This is a genomic window from Paenibacillus salivarius, from assembly GCF_051307165.1.
In the GTDB taxonomy this organism is placed as follows: domain Bacteria; phylum Bacillota; class Bacilli; order Paenibacillales; family Paenibacillaceae; genus Fontibacillus.
The window spans coordinates 4,425,585-4,442,152 of the sequence record NZ_CP195592.1; the positions used below are offsets into that span (position 1 = coordinate 4,425,585).

Below are 16,568 nucleotides of genomic sequence, written 5' to 3' on the forward strand. Positions count from 1 at the left end.
AAAAAATTAAGTTCCCGGACGCTCAGGGGCGAACGGGAACTTTTTGTTTCGGTTATGAAAAGTTTTTGGCGTCTAGGCCGCTACGTCTCTTTTCCCGAAGGCGAGCCAGGCTATCGCGAGAAACAGGACGACATACCCCGTCAGCACGGCGGCGGAGAAGCCCAGCGTCATGCCAGCGGGACCGATCTGCCCTCCCCGGTATTGGCCGAGATCCATATTGACGAACAGCATGTATTTGGCCCAGGCATATCGCTCGGGATGGAAAAGCATCGTGAAAATGTTGCCCGCGAACAAGATGAACATCGACAAACCGATCGCGATCCCTCCCGACCGGAAAACGGCCGAGATCATGAAGGAGAACACCGTAATGACCAGCAGGTCGATATAGCTGTACAGCAAATTTTCCATGATATACCCGAACGGCGACGAACCCTCCGCAAAAATACCGGACCGGATATCGGGAAACAGCAGGAACGATACGGCCATGGATGCGGCCAGATAAACCGCCGTCATGGCCAGCGTAAACAGCAATACGGCCACCAGCTTGGAAGCCAATATTTTGGAGCGGGTCCAAGGCCGGATCAGCAGCAGCTTGATCGTTCCCCAAGTAAATTCTCCCGCCACGATATCGGATGCCACGACCACGGAAAAGATGGAGACGAGAAAATACAGCAGCGACAGTTGATCCACCGCGTCCCATGCCCCCAACGGCGCCGATTCGCTTCCCAAATAAAACAGGGCGCCGAAGAGCACGGTAAGTGCAACCAGGATGGCAAACATGATCCATGTCCGCAACCGGCGGTAGATTTTCATGTTTTCATTTTGAACAAGCTGCAAAAAGTTACCCAATATGTCCGCCTCCCGTCATCTCCAGGAATTGATCTTCCAACGATCTGGTCACGACTCGGATCCCGTATACGGAAATCCCCGCCAGAACCAGTTTCGCGTTCGCGGCAGCCGCGCCTTCCCGGTCGGCGTTAACGATCAGGCTGCCGCCGTCGATCCGCCCTTCCCCGAGCAGATCCATCGCCCTTACCGGATCGTCCACTTCAAAGGCGGTTTCCCTCTTCACGTTTCGGGAAGCCTCCTCCGAATTCAGCGTCCTGACATCGATGAGCCGACCTTGCTGGATAACCGCGACCGTGTCGCACATCAGCTCCATTTCGGACAGCAGATGGCTGGACACGAATATGGTCGTCCCCTCTTCCTTGGCCAGCTGGCGCAAATAATCGCGGAGTTCGCGGATTCCCTGGGGATCCAGGCCGTTTGTGGGCTCGTCCAGAACAAGCAGCTTTGGCCGGTGAAGGATCGCCTGAGCCACGCCCAAACGCTGGCGCATTCCGAGCGAGTACGTTTTCACTTTGTCGTGAATGCGATGCTGCAGTCCCACGCGTTCGACCGCTTCCGTAATTCTTTGCTTGTCGACCCCCGGGGACATTCTGGCATAATGAAGCAAATTTTGATACCCGGTCAGAAATTTATACATCTCCGGATTCTCGACGATCGCCCCCACGTGGGAAATCGCCTGTTCGAAATCGGACTTAATGCTGGAGCCGGCGACGAGAATATCCCCTTCGGTCATCGACATCAGCCCGACCATCATGCGGATCGTCGTCGTTTTTCCGGAGCCGTTCGGTCCCAGAAAACCGTACACCTGGCCTGGCGGGATATCGAGCGTCAGCCGGTCAATCAGCGTTTTGGACCCGATCCTTTTCGTGACGCCCTGAATCCGGACGACAGGTTCCTGTGCCATGAGCATGCCTCCTGCTTTTTTCCGCACACATCGAGCGGCGTTTTTTTCCAGTTTACCATATCAGGACAGGACATGCCTAAGCCTTCCCTGCCGGCTCAGCTGTCTTGCGGCCCGCCGAGTTTCCGGAATGATCAACAACCTATTTAACTGCAATTTAGGTATTAAAAAAACGAAAATTAACGCATTGGAACAAAATAAATGTATACACGGTATTTAAAATGCAATTATCGGCTCGAGTCCTACGACAAGCGGCTTTTTAAATACATGGTTTACACTTAACTTTGCGCAACCGAGAATATTAGGACTTTTAAATACAAGAAATGCAATAAAACGAACGCCGCGATAAAAAAACCGGTGCCGCGGATTCCCGCGACAACCGGTTCAGGATGAACATGATCAACTCATGATATTTATTACTGCAATCCGTTTCCGGACGGGGCCAGCTCCCGCTTGTTCGCTTCGAACGCGGCGAGCAAGGCTTCGTTGCCGTTCAAGCCCTCGTCTTCGACCTTGCGGATTTGCTCCAGCATCCGTTTGTAATCCTTCGGAATGACGCGGACGAATTTGCCCAGCGTTTCGTTCCAATTGTCCAGCACGCGGCGCCCTACGGCACTGTCCGTGTAAAGTACGTGGCGGCTGATCATCGTGCGGAGCTGTTCCGCCTCCGCGGGGTCCGAAATCCGTTCCAGCAGGACCATCTCGGTATTGCAACGATGTGCAAGGTTCCCTTGCAAATCCAGAACATAGGCGATGCCTCCGGACATCCCTGCCGCAAAATTGCGGCCCGTCTCCCCGAGAATGACGACGCGTCCGCCGGTCATATATTCGCAGCCATGGTCGCCTACGCCCTCGACGACGATGTTCGCGCCGGAGTTGCGGACCGCGAACCGTTCGCCGGCGATGCCGCGAATGTAGCCTTCCCCGCCGGTAGCCCCGTAGAACGAGGTGTTTCCGATGATGACATTTTCTTCGGCCGCAAACGTGGCGTTCGCTGACGGCTTCACGATCACTTTGCCGCCGGACAACCCTTTGCCGGTGTAGTCATTGGCATCGCCTTCCACCATGAGGGTGATGCCTTTCGGTACGAAGGCACCCAAGCTCTGGCCTGCCGATCCCTCGAACCGCAGCGTAATCGTATCCTCAGGCAGTCCGGCCGCGCCGTACAAGCGCGTCACTTCGCTGCCGAGGATCGTACCGGTCGCGCGGTTCACGTTCGTGATCGGCAGCACCGCGCTCACGGCTTCGCCGCTCGTAAGCGCCGGCGCAGCCAACGGCAGAAGACGCGTCATATCCAGCGTTTCCTCCAGCCCGTGGTTTTGCTGGCGGGTGCAGAACCGGCTGCTGCCTTCAGGCATCTCCGGCATGTAGAGCAGGGAGGTAAGATCGATCCCTTTCTTCTTCCAATGATCGTCTGCCTTGAACGTATCGAGGCAGTCCGTACGTCCGATCATCTCGTCCAGCGAGCGGAAACCGAGCTCGCTCATCCATTCGCGTAGATCCTCGGCGACGAAGGTCATGAGGTTGACGACGTGCTGCGGATCGCCGGTAAAGTTTTTGCGCAGCTCCGGATTTTGCGTCGCAACGCCGACCGGACAAGTGTCCAACTGGCAAACGCGCATCATAATGCAGCCTACCGCCACGAGCGGAGCGGTCGAGAAACCGTATTCCTCCGCACCGAGCAGCGCCGCTACGGCGAGATCGCGTCCGGTCAGCATTTTGCCGTCCGTCTCCAGTACTACGCGATCGCGCAAATTATTCAGCATCAGCGTCTGATGGGTCTCGGCCAACCCGAGCTCCCAAGGCAGTCCCGCATGTCGGATCGAGCTCTGCGGCGAGGCTCCCGTACCGCCGTCGTAACCGCTGACCAGAATGACGTCCGCCCGCCCTTTGGCCACTCCGGCCGCGATCGTGCCGACGCCGGCTTCGGCCACCAGCTTCACGTTGATCCGTGCTCGCGGATTCGCATTTTTGAGATCGTAAATCAGCTCCGCCAAATCCTCGATCGAGTAAATATCGTGATGCGGCGGCGGAGAGATCAGGCCGACCCCCGGCGTCGAACCGCGGACTTCGGCAACCCACGGATACACTTTGTTGCCCGGAAGCTGGCCGCCTTCCCCCGGCTTTGCGCCTTGCGCCATTTTGATCTGGATTTCGTCGGCGTTGACCAGGTAGTGGGAGGTCACTCCGAAGCGTCCCGAAGCGACCTGCTTGATGGCGCTCCGGCGCAAATCCCCGTTCGCGTCCGGAATGTAGCGGGCCGGATCTTCCCCGCCTTCGCCGGTATTGCTTTTTCCTCCGATCCGGTTCATGGCGATGGCGATCGTTTCGTGCGCTTCCTTGCTGATCGAACCGAAGGACATTGCGCCGGTCTTAAAGCGCCGCATAATCGACGATACCGGCTCCACTTCTTCCAGCGGCACCTTCGGTCCGGCCGGCTTCAGCTCCAGCAGGGAGCGGAGCGTCAAATGCTTCTCGCTTTCCCCTTGGGCAAGAGCGGCAAACTTTTTGTACGTGCCGTAATCTCCCGTACGGACCGCCTGCTGCAGCAGGTGAACGGTTTGAGGATTGAACAAGTGCTCCTCGCCGCCGCTGCGCCACTGGTATTCCCCGACCGAGTCGAGTACTCTGTCTTCTTGGTCCGCGTAAGCCCGGAAATGATGGGCCAATGTCTCCCGGGCGACTTCTTCCAACCCGATTCCGCCGATCCGAGACGGCGTCCAGGTGAAATAGCGGTCGACAAAATCCTCTTTCAGCCCTACGGCTTCGAAAATTTGCGCGCCCCGGTAAGACTGAATCGTGGAAATCCCCATTTTTGACAATGTTTTGATGACGCCTTTCGTGGCGGCTTTAATGAAATTGGCTACGGCTTTTTCATGCGTAATTCCCCGCAGCAAGCCTTCGCCGATCATATGATCCAGCGTCTCGAACGCCAGGTACGGGTTGATCGCGCTGATCCCGTATCCGAGCAGCAGCGCGAAATGATGCACTTCGCGCGGTTCGCCGGATTCCAGAACAAGGCTGACCTTGGTCCGGGACTTTTGACGAATCAGATGGTGATGCAGCGTCGAGACGGCAAGCAGAGCCGGTATCGCGGCATGTCCGGCATCAACGTCCCGGTCGGTCAGGATCAAAATGTTGTGCCCGCTCTCGATCAGCCGGTCCGCGTTTTCGCACAGCTGATCCAGCGAGCGGCGCAAGCCTTCCGCGCCCTCGCCGGCGGGGAACAGAATCGGAATTTTCACCGAGCTGAAACCTTCACGACGGATATGGCACAGCTTGGCGAAATCTTTATCGGACAAGATCGGAGATTTCAGCCGGATTTGGCGGCAGCTCTCCGCTTCCGGCTTCAGCAGGTTCCGCTGCGGTCCGATCAGCGTCAGCGTGGAGGTGACAAGCTCCTCGCGGATGGCGTCGATCGGCGGATTCGTCACCTGGGCGAACATTTGCTTAAAGTAGTTGTACAGACGCTGCGGCTGTTCCGACAATACCGCGAGCGGCGCGTCGTACCCCATCGAAACGATGCCCTCCGCTCCGGTCAGCGCCATCGGCTCGAACACTTTCCGCAAATCTTCGTACGTGTAGCCGAATGCCATTTGTCGAACGGACAAATCATCACTGTGTTCTTCCTGCGTTACTTCCGCTTCCGGCAGGGACTCCAGCGGTACAAGGTGCTCATCCAGCCATTTGCGGTACGGCTTTTCCGCCGCAATGGACGCCTTGACTTCCTCATCGGAAATAATGCGCCCTTCCTTGGTATCCACCAGGAGCATCCGTCCCGGACGCAAGCGGTCCTTGTAGAGCACGTTTTCCGCGGGGATATCCAGAACCCCTACTTCGGAGGAAAGTACGATAATATCGTCCTTGGTGACATAGTAGCGGGAAGGACGCAAGCCGTTCCGGTCTAGAATCGCCCCGATTTGAATGCCGTCGGTGAAGCCCATTGCCGCCGGTCCGTCCCAAGGCTCCATCAGAGAACTGTGGTATTCGTAAAATGCCTTTTTGTCTTCGTCCATCTCGCCGTGATTGTTCCATGGTTCAGGAACCATCATCATGGCCACGTGCGGCAGCGAGCGGCCGGAAAGGTAGAGAAATTCAAAGCTGTTATCGAACATCCCCGTGTCCGAACCGTCCGGATTGATGACCGGCAACACTTTTTCGAGATCATCGCCGAACACGTCCGATTGGAACATCGACTGCCGGGCATGCATCCAGTTCACATTGCCACGCAGCGTATTGATCTCGCCGTTATGGATCATGAAACGGTACGGATGCGCCCGTTCCCAGCTTGGGAACGTGTTTGTGCTAAACCGGGAGTGGACCAGCGCAATCGCGGATTCCAGTCTGTCATCGTTCAGATCCAGATAAAACTGTCCTACCTGCTCCGTAGTGAGCATCCCTTTGTAGACGACTTTGCGGCAAGACATGCTGGACACGTAAAAAGCGTCTCCTTCCGCTTCGCCCCCGTACCGGATCGTCATTTCCGCGCGCCGGCGGATCACGTACAGCTTGCGCTCGAAGTCCAGATCCGTCTTGAGATTCTCGCTTCTGGCGATAAATACCTGGCGGACGAATGGCTTCGTCGCCTTGGCCGATTTTCCGAGCATATCGTCATGAGTCGGAACCGTACGGAACCCGATGACCCGCTGCCCTTCCTCTTCGATAATCCGGGATAACTCCGCTTCCTGGCGGACGCGCGCCGCTTCATCATGCGGCAAAAACAGCATCCCCACCCCGTACTGTCCCGCATCCGGCAAAAGGTATCCCTCCGCTTTCGCCTCCTCGGCAAAAAATCGATGAGGAATTTGTATTAATATACCTGCTCCGTCTCCCGAATTCGGCTCGCTCCCCTGCCCTCCGCGATGCTCCATATTCGTCAGCATCGTGAGCGCTTGAACTACGATCGCATGTGAGGCCTGCCCCTTGATTTGAGCGACGAACCCCATGCCGCAGGCGTCTTTTTCATAAACGGGATCATAGAGTCCCTGTTTTGGCGGTAGATTCGTATGTTTCATTTTCAGCGCAACCTTTCTCTAAATAGTATTTTTATTCTAACGGAAAACGGTCGCGGTGTTTTTGCACTATCTTCTCTTTCTTTTGCACAAAAGCTAATAAATTTTCAAATATAAGAAAAAGAACCTCCAAACCCAGGAATAATGTGGGTTGAAGGTTCACTTAATTTGCTGCAATATGGCATATTTGCGTAATGTTATGCGTTCATGCTCGCTTCCGAGGAAACGTCTTCGCTGCTTTTGTGCGTTACGAAGTACATCAGCGTAATCGCCAGGAAGACGATACCAAAGCCGGCCAATACGCCGAGTTGCTCCCAAGCGTGGCTGAAATCGCCCGAGGAAATGACCGCCTTGTAACCGCTGACGCTGTACGTCATCGGAAGGATCGGATTGAACACTTTCATCCAGTTCGGGATCAGTTCCAGCGGGAACGTGCCCGCGCTTGTGGTCAGTTGGAAAATCAGAATCAGAATCGCCAGGAAACGGCCCGGATTTTCCAGCCAGGTCACCAGCGCCTGAATAATAAACATGAAGCACAAGCTCGTGATGAAGCTGAACAGATAGAACATCGGCACGCTCTTCACTTCAAGCCCCAGTCCGTACAGGGTCAGCGAAGCGGCAAGAACGGATTGCACCAGCCCCATCAGCGTGAACGAAATCGCCCGGCTGACGAACCGGTTCCAACCGGTTGCCCCTTCGACCGACGTCCCGCGAAGCGGAACGACCAGCGTGGAGATCAGCGCTCCGACGAACAAGCCGAGCGACAGGAAATATGGCGCGAAGCCTGTTCCGTAGTTCGGAACTTCGTTCATTTTTTCTTCGTCGATCTTGATCGGTTCGGCATACATGTTGACCAGTTTGTCGGTTTTCTTCACGCTTGACGTTTGGTCAGCGGCATCGTTCAGCTTGGTCGCCAATTCGCCCGAGCCTTCGGTCAACTGCTCCATGCCGGATTTAAGCTCGCCGGCGCCGGCGTCAAGCTGCTTGGAGCCGCTGGCCAGCGTTTGAACGCCGCCCGACAATTGTCCCATGCCGTCTTCGATTTGCTTGGCTCCTGCGCTGAGCTTGCCTGCGCCTTCGGCCAGCTGTTTGCCGCCGGCGGCAGCTTCGTTCAGCTTTGCTCCGAACTGCTTAAGTCCGCCGGCCAATTGCTCATGGCCCGCGTTCAATTGCTCGGCACCTTGAACCAGCTGCTCCTGGCCTTGTACCAGCTGCGTACTGCCTTGCACCAGCTGCTGTTGGGCGGCATGAAGCTCTTTACTTCCTTGCACCAGCTGCTGCTGGCCTTGCTGTACCTGCTCGCTGCCTTGCGCTACCGCTTTGCTGGCGGCAAGGAGCTGCTGCACGGCCGGGTTTTTCGCCAGATCAGGGCTCGCCTCCGTTAACTGCTCCAAACCTTGCGCCACGCTCTTAGCCCCTTCGGTGACTTTGGCGCTGCCTTGAACCGCGGATTCCAATCCGGTCACCAAGTTGGCGCTGCCTTGTTCGGAAGCGGTCAGGCCGGCGTTAAGCTTTTTCGCGCCTTCAAGGGACGAATCCAGCCCGTTTTTCAGTTGTGCTCCGCCTTGTTGCGCTTTAACCGCGCCGCTTTCCAGCTGCTGCTCCGCAGCCGAAAGCTGGCCCAAACCGCTTGCGAGACTGTCGGCGCCCGTCTTCAAATCCGAAGCGCCCTTGCCCAGATCGCTAACGCCTTTGCTCAGGGGAGTAATCCCGCTGTTCAGCTCGGTCGTGCCGTCAACCAATTTTGCAAGGTTTTCTTTCAGCGTCTGCGCGCCTTCATCCAGCTTGGCGGCGCCGTCGTTCAGCTTCGTTGCGCCGCTGCCGGCGTCGGCCAGGCCGCCCGAAATTTTCTCAACCTGATCGAACAACGTTTCCGTATAAGCTTCGGTCACCTTCGCGGAAACCTTGCTCTTGATTTCTTTGACCGCCGTACCGCCGATTTGACCCGCCAAGAAGTTGTAACCTTCATTCGGGATGTACAGCAGCTCGGCAGGCGCCGGATTTTCATCCATAAGCGTCGTTGCCTGCGAAGAGAAATTTTCCGGAATGACGATCGTCATGTAATACTTGTTGTCCTTCATTCCCTGATCGGCTTCTTCGCGGGTTACGAATTCCCAGCCGAAGTCGTTGCCTTTCTTCAGTTCCTCCACTAAATCCTTACCAACCTGAAGCGACTTCCCTTCATATTCCGCGCCCGTATCCTGATTGACCACCGCTACGGGGATATCATCCAATTTGCCGTAAGGATCCCAGAACGCTCCGAGAAACATCCCGCTGTACAATACCGGGATAAACAATACGACAATAATCGGTATGATGACTTTCGGATTCTTGAAGGAAGCAACCATATCCTTAAAAAACACCGACATCGATTTCATGGTTCCTGCTCTCTCCTTATGTCTAATTTTTCTGTTTGTGTACGAATCCGTCGTCAGGTTCCTTCAAGACCTGATTTGTTAGGCTGGCGACAACCCGCCCAACAAAAAACGCCGGACGAATTCCTTGATCTCTTCCTTGCTTAACGGGTCGTGCAGCTTGTTCCAATCCGAAGTCAGGGCGATATACAGCTTAAAGATGACAAAAGATACGACTTTCGGATCGAGCCCCTGCATTTCTCCCCGCTGCATAGCGATATCCACCTGTTTTTCCAAGTAATCGAGGATCGCACTTTCGATCTTTTCAAGACCTTCCCGGGCTTGGGGAGTACCGAAATCGCGCACTTCCTGGAACAGCTTGATGAGCAGTTCATGCTCCGCCCTGTATTCCAGCAGAGAATCCATGGTGTAATACAAATTTTCGAAGAACGGCCGGTCTCTGCGGACTTCCTGTTCCGAAATCCGTTTCATTTCCTGAATGACGGAGCGGAGAATTTCATCGAACAGTTCTTCTTTGTTGGTAAAAAACGTGTAGATCGTCCCTTTGGCAACATTCGCGATCTTGGCGACATGATCCATCGTCGTAGCCTTATATCCGAACAGGGCGAACGATTTCTCCGCTGCCTCGATCACTTGTTTGCGGCGATCCACCACTGCCATTACGAACACCTCCTTGGTATCGGACTTCATGTTGATCAAACAAAAATGACTAAAATTCAATTTCGGTCATTTGGTCATTTTTAAATTTATCACTTCGCCTTTCACTTTGCAACATTTATTTTTCATAAATTTTCACTAATAATTTCATCTTTTTTCAGAAAACTACCATTTTGTTCCCCCGACCTAAGTCCAGCGACGAGACCAGTCCGCAGACTCTTATTTCTTCACAACGAAACGTATAAACTGTAGATAACAGATTCTGGATATAAGAAGGTGAAATGATGCCGCACAAAAAAGTGCTGATTCTCTCGGAGGGATTCGGCGATGGACATACGAAGGCCGGACATGCGCTGGCTGCCGGTTTAAAAAGAATCGATCCCCATATCCGCACAAAAGTACTGGAGCTCGGCACCTTACTCAATCCGACGCTGGCACCCTGGATCCAATCCGCTTATCGCTTGACGGTCACCACCAGTCCCGCGCTTGTCGGACTGTTTTACCGCATACAATACGAGAAGCCGGTCAGCCGGTTGACCCGGCTTGCGCTTCATAAATTGTTCTACCATCACGCCGCCAGGCTCATACGGAACATGGATCCCGATCTGATCATCTGCACGCATCCGATTCCGGGAGCGATCGTCTCCAGGCTGAAAGCGTCCGGATTGGACGTTCCTTTGTTCACGCTGATTACCGACTATGATGCCCACGCCTCATGGATCAACCCGGAGATCGACCGCTACTTCGTCTCTACACCCGAGGTGGAACGTCTGCTCGTGCAGCGGGGGATCACTTCGGAGACGGTTCATGTTTCCGGCATTCCCGTTCACCCCGATTTTTGGACCAAACGGGACAAAGCCTCGGTAAGAAGCGAGCTCGGCATCAAAAATATGCCGACCGTATTGGTGATGGGCGGCGGTTGGGGGCTGCTTGTCAAAGACGAATTGATCGCCAAATTGTCCGAATGGAAGGACCGGATTCAGATTGTGTGCTGTATGGGAAGCAACGAAAAGCTCGCTTCCAAGCTACGCAGCCATCCCGATCTGCAGCATCCGAACTTTCGCGTCCTTGGCTATACCCGCGAAATCAGCAAGTGGATGGACGCTTCCGATCTGCTGATCACGAAGCCGGGCGGCATGACCTGCACGGAAGGATTGGCGAAGGGCATTCCCATGCTGTTCTACGAATCGATTCCGGGACAGGAGGAGAAGAACCGCGAATATTTCGTAAAAATCGGCCGCGGCGATGAATTGTCATCCGAACATGTTCTGGACGCCTGGTTTCGGAAAATAACTTCCGTCTGTCCCGCTGCGGAAAGCCGCCCGGCCGGAGCCATTCCGTTTCCCGAGGCTTCCGTCTACAGCCCTGACCGCTGCGCGAAACAAATCGCCCAGCTGCTTCAATCATCGGACACGGTCCATATACTGGCCCATTGCCGATAATCTCGGCTTACTTATAAAAAGTATGATTCCCGATGACCTGGGCTTTGTCCTTTGTCCGGGCAATCGTCAGATCCGTCGCCAGTTTCAAAGACAAAAAATAATAGGTATCGTCCGTAACTTCTTTACGGCCGTTCAGCGCCTCGTTGACGGCATGGATCGTATCCTCGTTGGGCTTGACCTTGTTTAAACGGCCGTTCCAGACGGGGCTGAACTGTGATTTCTGGTAAATGACTTCTTTTATGGTGTCGGGATAATTTGCGGACCGCAGCCGGTTCAAGACAACATTGGCGACTGCCACTTTGCCTTCGTACGGTTCGCCTTCTGCTTCCGCCATCACGATTTTTCGCAGGAGAAGCAGCTCTTCTTCGTTCAGAACGTAGGTCCATGTCGCATCTTCTTTATGATCATGGTTTAACAGTTCCGTCCGAGTGAAGAATAATTCCTTGGGGGGATTTAATTTAGCGGAAACTTGCTCCTTTTTTTTCGCTTCCTTCGCCTTTTCACGCAACCGGATTCTCTCCGATTCCAGCTCCTGGATTTGCTGAGACGGGCTTATTCCCGGTGCTTGGATGCGATCCTTGATCTCCAAAGTCACTAAATGCGGAAGGATCGGCTCGGAAAGCCTCTCCCCCTGCTTCGCTTTCATGGGGTCCGATACCGAGCTGAATGGTTTGGACAAGCTGCCCGTAGTCAAAACACGCTCCAACCGGGTACCGTTCCCACTTTTTCCCCGATCGTTATATAAACTTTGCTGAAGCAAACAAATGGCCCCTAAACAGACCAGAATCGCTCCCAGAAGGAGCGCGACGTAACGGCTTTGCCGAAAAATATACATATAATGACCTCCTACCCGACAGTTCTTCTCTTTATTCATCACCGGCATTCCGGAAGATGACAATTCTCTCATGTATGTAACCGAAAAATGTCGATTTGAATAACCCAAGCATAAATTTCCAAAAAATAAGCCTTCCGGAATACGGAAGGCGGGTCCTTGCAACATTGCCGGATATGCGATTATAACGGGATTCTCCCAACTTCCTCATACATCGGTAGGTGACGCATCCGCGTCCGGTAGATCACCAATGCATCCGCATCCCAAGCACCAAATTCCGGGCGGTCTTTCTCCAAAAGTCCCGGGGGTAAACGGTGACCCTCCCGGTATTTTCGCGCAAGCGTAATATGGGGGTTATAAGGACGATCCTCGGGAACAAAACCGAATTTCCGGTTGCTTTCGGCAACGATTTTTTGCAAATTCCCAAGCTTGCTCAACTCCCCGTCCACCCCGGCCCAAAGAACTCGCGGAAGGGCAGGCCGTCCAAATATGCCGCAACCTTGGGCTTGCAGATGTATCGGGCCCGTTCCTTTCGTTTTCTCCGTCAAATGATCGCAGATTTCGGGAACAAGCTCGGCAGACGTATCCCCGAGAAATTGCACCGTGATATGATAATCCCGCGAATCGACCCATTTGGAAAATTCCAGACGATCCTTCATCCCCGCCGACCAAGCGGCCAGCGCCTCTTTGACCGGTTGAACGGGCAGCGGAATCGCGACAAAAATGCGCCAGTTCTCCTTGTTATCTATAGATGTCATAGAAACTCCTTCCTTTTCACAGTAATTTCACTATTTTGTCACAATTCGAATGATTTAAATTATAATTGCCCAAAATGTCGCTAATATATAATTTGTCCTAGATTTGCACCGAGACCTGCATCAAATTTACTAGAATGGGGCAAAAATATGGGATTTGCAAAAAAGATCACCGCCGGCATTATCGGGGTCCTTCTCCTGGTCAGCATCCTCATCGGTTTTTTCAGTTACAAAACCGCATTCCGTCAGGTGGAGGAAGCCGTCGGCATCGAAACCGTCGGATGTGCCAACATTACGACCGGTTTGGTTGACCCCGGGATCATCGAACGGCTGTCGCAGGGCAATGCCGAAGAACTGAAATCTCTTGAAGAAAGGTTGAATTGGACGGTCGAGCATAAGCCGTTGTTTAAAGAAGTGTTCATTTTATCGTTGGACGGCAAAATCCTGGCCGCGGACCAAAATCTGAAGCAGCGCGGATATCAAGCCGGGGACGATTTTTATTTCAGGCAAGCGGACCGGGATCAGATCATGCAAAGCCATCACTCCGTATATACGAAGATCTACAATTATGACGGAGTCAGTCTATTGACCGGTTACGGCCCCATCTACAAAGATCATGATATGACCAAAGAAATCGTCGGCCTGATGGCGATCAATTTCGATGCTTCCATCATACATGAACGGGTATGGGATATTCTAACTTTGCCTTTCCTCATTGGCGGCGGCGTGTTCCTGCTGGCCATCGTTGCCGTCTATCTGTTCATCCACCGGATGATTCGTCCGATCGAACAGTTGTCCCGCCAGGTTAATCTTGTGGCTCAAGGGAATTTGTCCGTGAAGCCTTTGTTGCTGGGAAGCCGGGACGAAATCGGGAATCTGTCGCGGGATTTCGGCAATATGACGGAAAACTTGCGCCAGCTCATTGCTGAAATCAACGACACCTCCATGCAGGTGGCTTCCTCTTCGCAAGAGCTGTCCGCGAGTGCCGAGCAAACGGGAAAAGCGAGCGAACAGGCGGTTCTCGTTACGCAAGAGCTTGCCGAAGGAGCCGACTATCAGCTGCAAAGCCTGGAGCAGAGCTCCCGGGCGCTGCAGGAGATGTCCACGTTTATCGGCCAGATAACGGCCGCCGCGGATCAAGTATCCGAGGAAGCGCAAATTTCCGCCGCCGCCGCGAAGGAAGGAAACAAATCGATCGAGCTTGGCGTACGGCAAATGTCCACGATTGAAGATAAAATCGTGTCCCTGTCTTCCAGCATCCAACAGCTTGGCGGACATTCGAAAGAAATTCAGGGCATTCTGGACATGATTACCGAAATCGCCGCCGAGACCAATCTGCTCGCGATCAATGCCGCGATCGAAGCGGCGCGCGCAGGCGAACACGGCAGCGGCTTCGCGGTGGTCGCCTCATCCGTCCGCAAGCTTGCGGAGCGGTCCGCGGAATCCGCCAAACAGATCGCCGCGCTCATAAATTTTATTATTCGTCAGATGGAAGTCACCGCGGAAACGATGGAGGAAACGTCGAAGGAAGTGAAATTCGGGGCGGGTCTGGTCAGCGGTGCCGGGGATTCATTCCGCGAGATTCAAGCCTCGACTCAGAATGCCGCAGAAGCGATTACGAACGTAAGCGGCGCATTCCGGCAGTTATCCGCCAATTCCGGTTCGCTCGTGAACGCGATGGAACAGCTGGTGAATGTCGCAAACACCACCGTGGATGGGGCGCAAACGATGTCGGCCGCCACCGAGCAACAGTTGGCCACTATGCAGGAGGTCAGCGCTTCCTCCGCGCTGCTCTCCAATTTGGCTGAACGGATGCATACGCTGGTAGAACGCTTCAAGCTGTAAGTCTTGCTCCAAGCTACAAATATTGCATTTGATACAACATTTCACTGCGAAAGCTCGCTTGTCGGGCTCAAAGTTGCAGAATTTACAACAATTTAGCTCAGATACGGAGAAGGTGAGGTTAATTTGATAAAAATGTTGCAAAATTTGCAGCATCCGTACGCGTACCTCCTCTTTTCATAGTAAATTGTTGTATTTATTACAACAGTAAACAAAAACGCCCCTTATCCTGTAAAAGGATAAGGGGCGTTCCTCATTTATTTACGCTGGCGGGCACGGGCTTCTCCGCCCTTGCGACCTGCTTCCTCACGGCTCATTTTGCCGTCATTGCCGTCGGATTCGCCGCGGGCCTCCCCGCCCTTTTGTCCAATTTCCTGATAAAACTCTTTGTCATGGGTACGGGATGTCGCTTCTCCGCCCTTCTGACCGATTTCCTGGTAAAATTCCTTATCGTGGTTGCGAGAGGTTGCCTCGCCGCCTTTTTTACCGATTTCCTGATAAAATTCCTTGTCATGATTTTTTGCTGTAGCTTCTCCACCCATACGACCGGCTTCCTCACGGCTCATTTTCCCATCGCGATTGTTGTTTGCCATTTGAATCACTCCTTATCGTTGTTGGTAGATGTTTGTGTAAGGTGCCTTTTCCGGCACGCTATTGTATTACCCCCTCCCCGAAAAACAAAACAATGGCCGCCGAAAAATCGGCAGCCATTGTCTTAGGTGTCCTATTCAAGAAGCTGGTCTTACTTGCCTAAGAAAGCATTCAGCATCCAGTTGTGCTTTTCCAAAGCGGACAGGATGCCGAGGAGCAAATCGCTCGTCGCTTCGTCCTGTGCTTCTTCCGCGACTTGCATGCCTTGCTTCAGTTCGGCCTGCAGACTGGTAAAGTCGGCTACGACCGACGATACCATCGCTTCCGGCGTTTCCGTTCCGTTAGCCTCGGAAAGCGTAGCGATTTCCAAAGACTCGCGAATCGTCGCTACAGGCTTGCCGCCGATCGCCAGTAAACGTTCCGCAAGCTCGTCGATATGCTCCGCGGCTTCATTGTAGAGCTCTTCAAACTTTTCGTGAAGGGTGAAGAAGTTCGGTCCTTTTACAAACCAGTGAAAGTTGTGAAGTTTGGTATACAGTACAGTCCAGTTAGCAATTTGCAGGTTCAGTTGCTTTTCCAGAGCCAATTCCGTTTGTGTTAAATTTGTCATTTCTTTTTCCTCCATTCCATTGTAAAGGTATTTGTAAGTCCGTGAAGTTCTTTTAAATTTAGACTAATTCTAAATCCTGAATCTATCATATCACTTATCCGTCTATTCCGCAAGTTTTTCACATGAATATCCAATGAAGATCTGACCAACCCGTCTTAGCGAAGTTTGTGTTGTTTCGCGTGGTATTATGCAAAACAAGGGACCTGGCATGAATATGCCGGTCCCTTGTTCATTTATCCCCGTATACGCAGCTTCAACTGTTCCAGGCTGCGTTCCAATTGGCGGATCCCGTCTTCCACGATGCGGCGGTCCACGGAATTTTCCGTATCGATCTGCGGTTTGCGCATGGCGAAGGCTTTCTTCTCTTCTTCCCAATAGGCCTGGCGGCGCTGAATTTCTTTATATTTGTCCAGCAAATCCGTAATAATATCGTAAAAGCGTTCATAATCCACGATAATATCATCCAGAAAGCGGTCGACCTCTTCTTTTTCGTAGCCGCGCATTTTGACGTCGAAGTCCTTCTCGTGAATGGCCAGGGCATCCAATTTTATGCCCAGCTGCCTGAATAACCCCTTCTGATCCTCAAGCTTGCGCGCGTAATCGTCCTGCATTCGGTATCCCTCCATACCATAAGCTTGCTTACTAATTTCTTCACACCATTGTATAATGTACCATATTTCCGGCCAATTTTCGACATCGCCC

At 53.3% G+C, this 16,568-nt stretch carries 12 protein-coding genes; 2 read left to right on the plus strand and 10 right to left on the minus strand.

Annotated features, from left to right (window positions below):
* Positions 1 to 72 precede the first annotated feature (72 nt).
* The 5 genes from ACSFXJ_RS20495 to ACSFXJ_RS20515 form a co-directional block, all read right to left on the minus strand.
* The gene (locus ACSFXJ_RS20495; RefSeq protein ID WP_435922207.1) at positions 73 to 849 is read right to left on the minus strand and encodes an ABC transporter permease; all 777 of its coding nucleotides are present in this window, start codon (positions 847 to 849) and stop codon (positions 73 to 75) included.
* Positions 842 to 1,753: an ABC transporter ATP-binding protein gene (locus ACSFXJ_RS20500; protein ID WP_435922208.1), complete on the minus strand. Its 912-nt coding sequence runs from the start codon at positions 1,751 to 1,753 to the stop codon at positions 842 to 844. Before ACSFXJ_RS20500 ends, ACSFXJ_RS20495 begins: the two co-directional genes overlap by 8 nt.
* A gap of 413 nt (positions 1,754 to 2,166) precedes the next feature.
* Entirely contained in the window at positions 2,167 to 6,765 is a 4,599-nt protein-coding gene (gene gltB / locus ACSFXJ_RS20505; RefSeq protein WP_435922209.1) for a glutamate synthase large subunit, read from the minus strand.
* A gap of 194 nt (positions 6,766 to 6,959) precedes the next feature.
* A complete protein-coding gene (locus tag ACSFXJ_RS20510; RefSeq protein ID WP_435922210.1) occupies positions 6,960 to 9,140 on the minus strand; it encodes a YhgE/Pip family protein in 2,181 nt (726 codons plus the stop codon).
* 78 nt (positions 9,141 to 9,218) lie between these two features.
* Positions 9,219 to 9,797, minus strand: coding sequence for a TetR/AcrR family transcriptional regulator (locus ACSFXJ_RS20515; RefSeq protein WP_435922211.1), 579 nt, complete (start codon positions 9,795 to 9,797; stop codon positions 9,219 to 9,221).
* A 281-nt stretch (positions 9,798 to 10,078) separates the two neighbouring features.
* Between ACSFXJ_RS20515 and ACSFXJ_RS20520 the strand changes: the two genes are divergently transcribed.
* Positions 10,079 to 11,236 carry an MGDG synthase family glycosyltransferase gene (locus ACSFXJ_RS20520; protein ID WP_435925822.1) on the plus strand — a complete coding sequence of 386 codons (1,158 nt, stop codon included), beginning with the start codon at positions 10,079 to 10,081 and terminating at the stop codon, positions 11,234 to 11,236.
* Between the two features lie 7 nt (positions 11,237 to 11,243).
* On the opposite strand, the gene ACSFXJ_RS20525 is transcribed toward ACSFXJ_RS20520, so the two are convergent.
* Entirely contained in the window at positions 11,244 to 12,071 is an 828-nt protein-coding gene (locus ACSFXJ_RS20525) for a cell wall hydrolase (protein WP_435922212.1), read from the minus strand.
* 179 nt (positions 12,072 to 12,250) lie between these two features.
* On the minus strand, positions 12,251 to 12,826 hold the full coding sequence (thpR, locus tag ACSFXJ_RS20530) for an RNA 2',3'-cyclic phosphodiesterase (protein WP_435922213.1): 576 nt from the start codon (positions 12,824 to 12,826) through the stop codon (positions 12,251 to 12,253).
* Positions 12,827 to 12,973: 147 nt separating this feature from the next.
* Between thpR and ACSFXJ_RS20535 the strand changes: the two genes are divergently transcribed.
* Positions 12,974 to 14,668 carry a methyl-accepting chemotaxis protein gene (locus ACSFXJ_RS20535; protein WP_435922214.1) on the plus strand — a complete coding sequence of 565 codons (1,695 nt, stop codon included), beginning with the start codon at positions 12,974 to 12,976 and terminating at the stop codon, positions 14,666 to 14,668.
* Between the two features lie 254 nt (positions 14,669 to 14,922).
* Here the strand turns inward: ACSFXJ_RS20535 and ACSFXJ_RS20540 are convergent, their stop codons facing one another.
* The 3 genes from ACSFXJ_RS20540 to ACSFXJ_RS20550 form a co-directional block, all read right to left on the minus strand.
* Positions 14,923 to 15,258, minus strand: coding sequence for a KGG domain-containing protein (locus ACSFXJ_RS20540; RefSeq protein ID WP_435922215.1), 336 nt, complete (start codon positions 15,256 to 15,258; stop codon positions 14,923 to 14,925).
* Between the two features lie 149 nt (positions 15,259 to 15,407).
* The gene (locus tag ACSFXJ_RS20545) at positions 15,408 to 15,866 is read right to left on the minus strand and encodes a Dps family protein (RefSeq protein ID WP_435922216.1); all 459 of its coding nucleotides are present in this window, start codon (positions 15,864 to 15,866) and stop codon (positions 15,408 to 15,410) included.
* 233 nt (positions 15,867 to 16,099) lie between these two features.
* Positions 16,100 to 16,477 (minus strand): DivIVA domain-containing protein, encoded by a 378-nt coding sequence (locus tag ACSFXJ_RS20550; RefSeq protein ID WP_435922217.1) that lies wholly within the window; start codon positions 16,475 to 16,477, stop codon positions 16,100 to 16,102.
* Between the last annotated feature and the right edge of the window lie 91 nt (positions 16,478 to 16,568).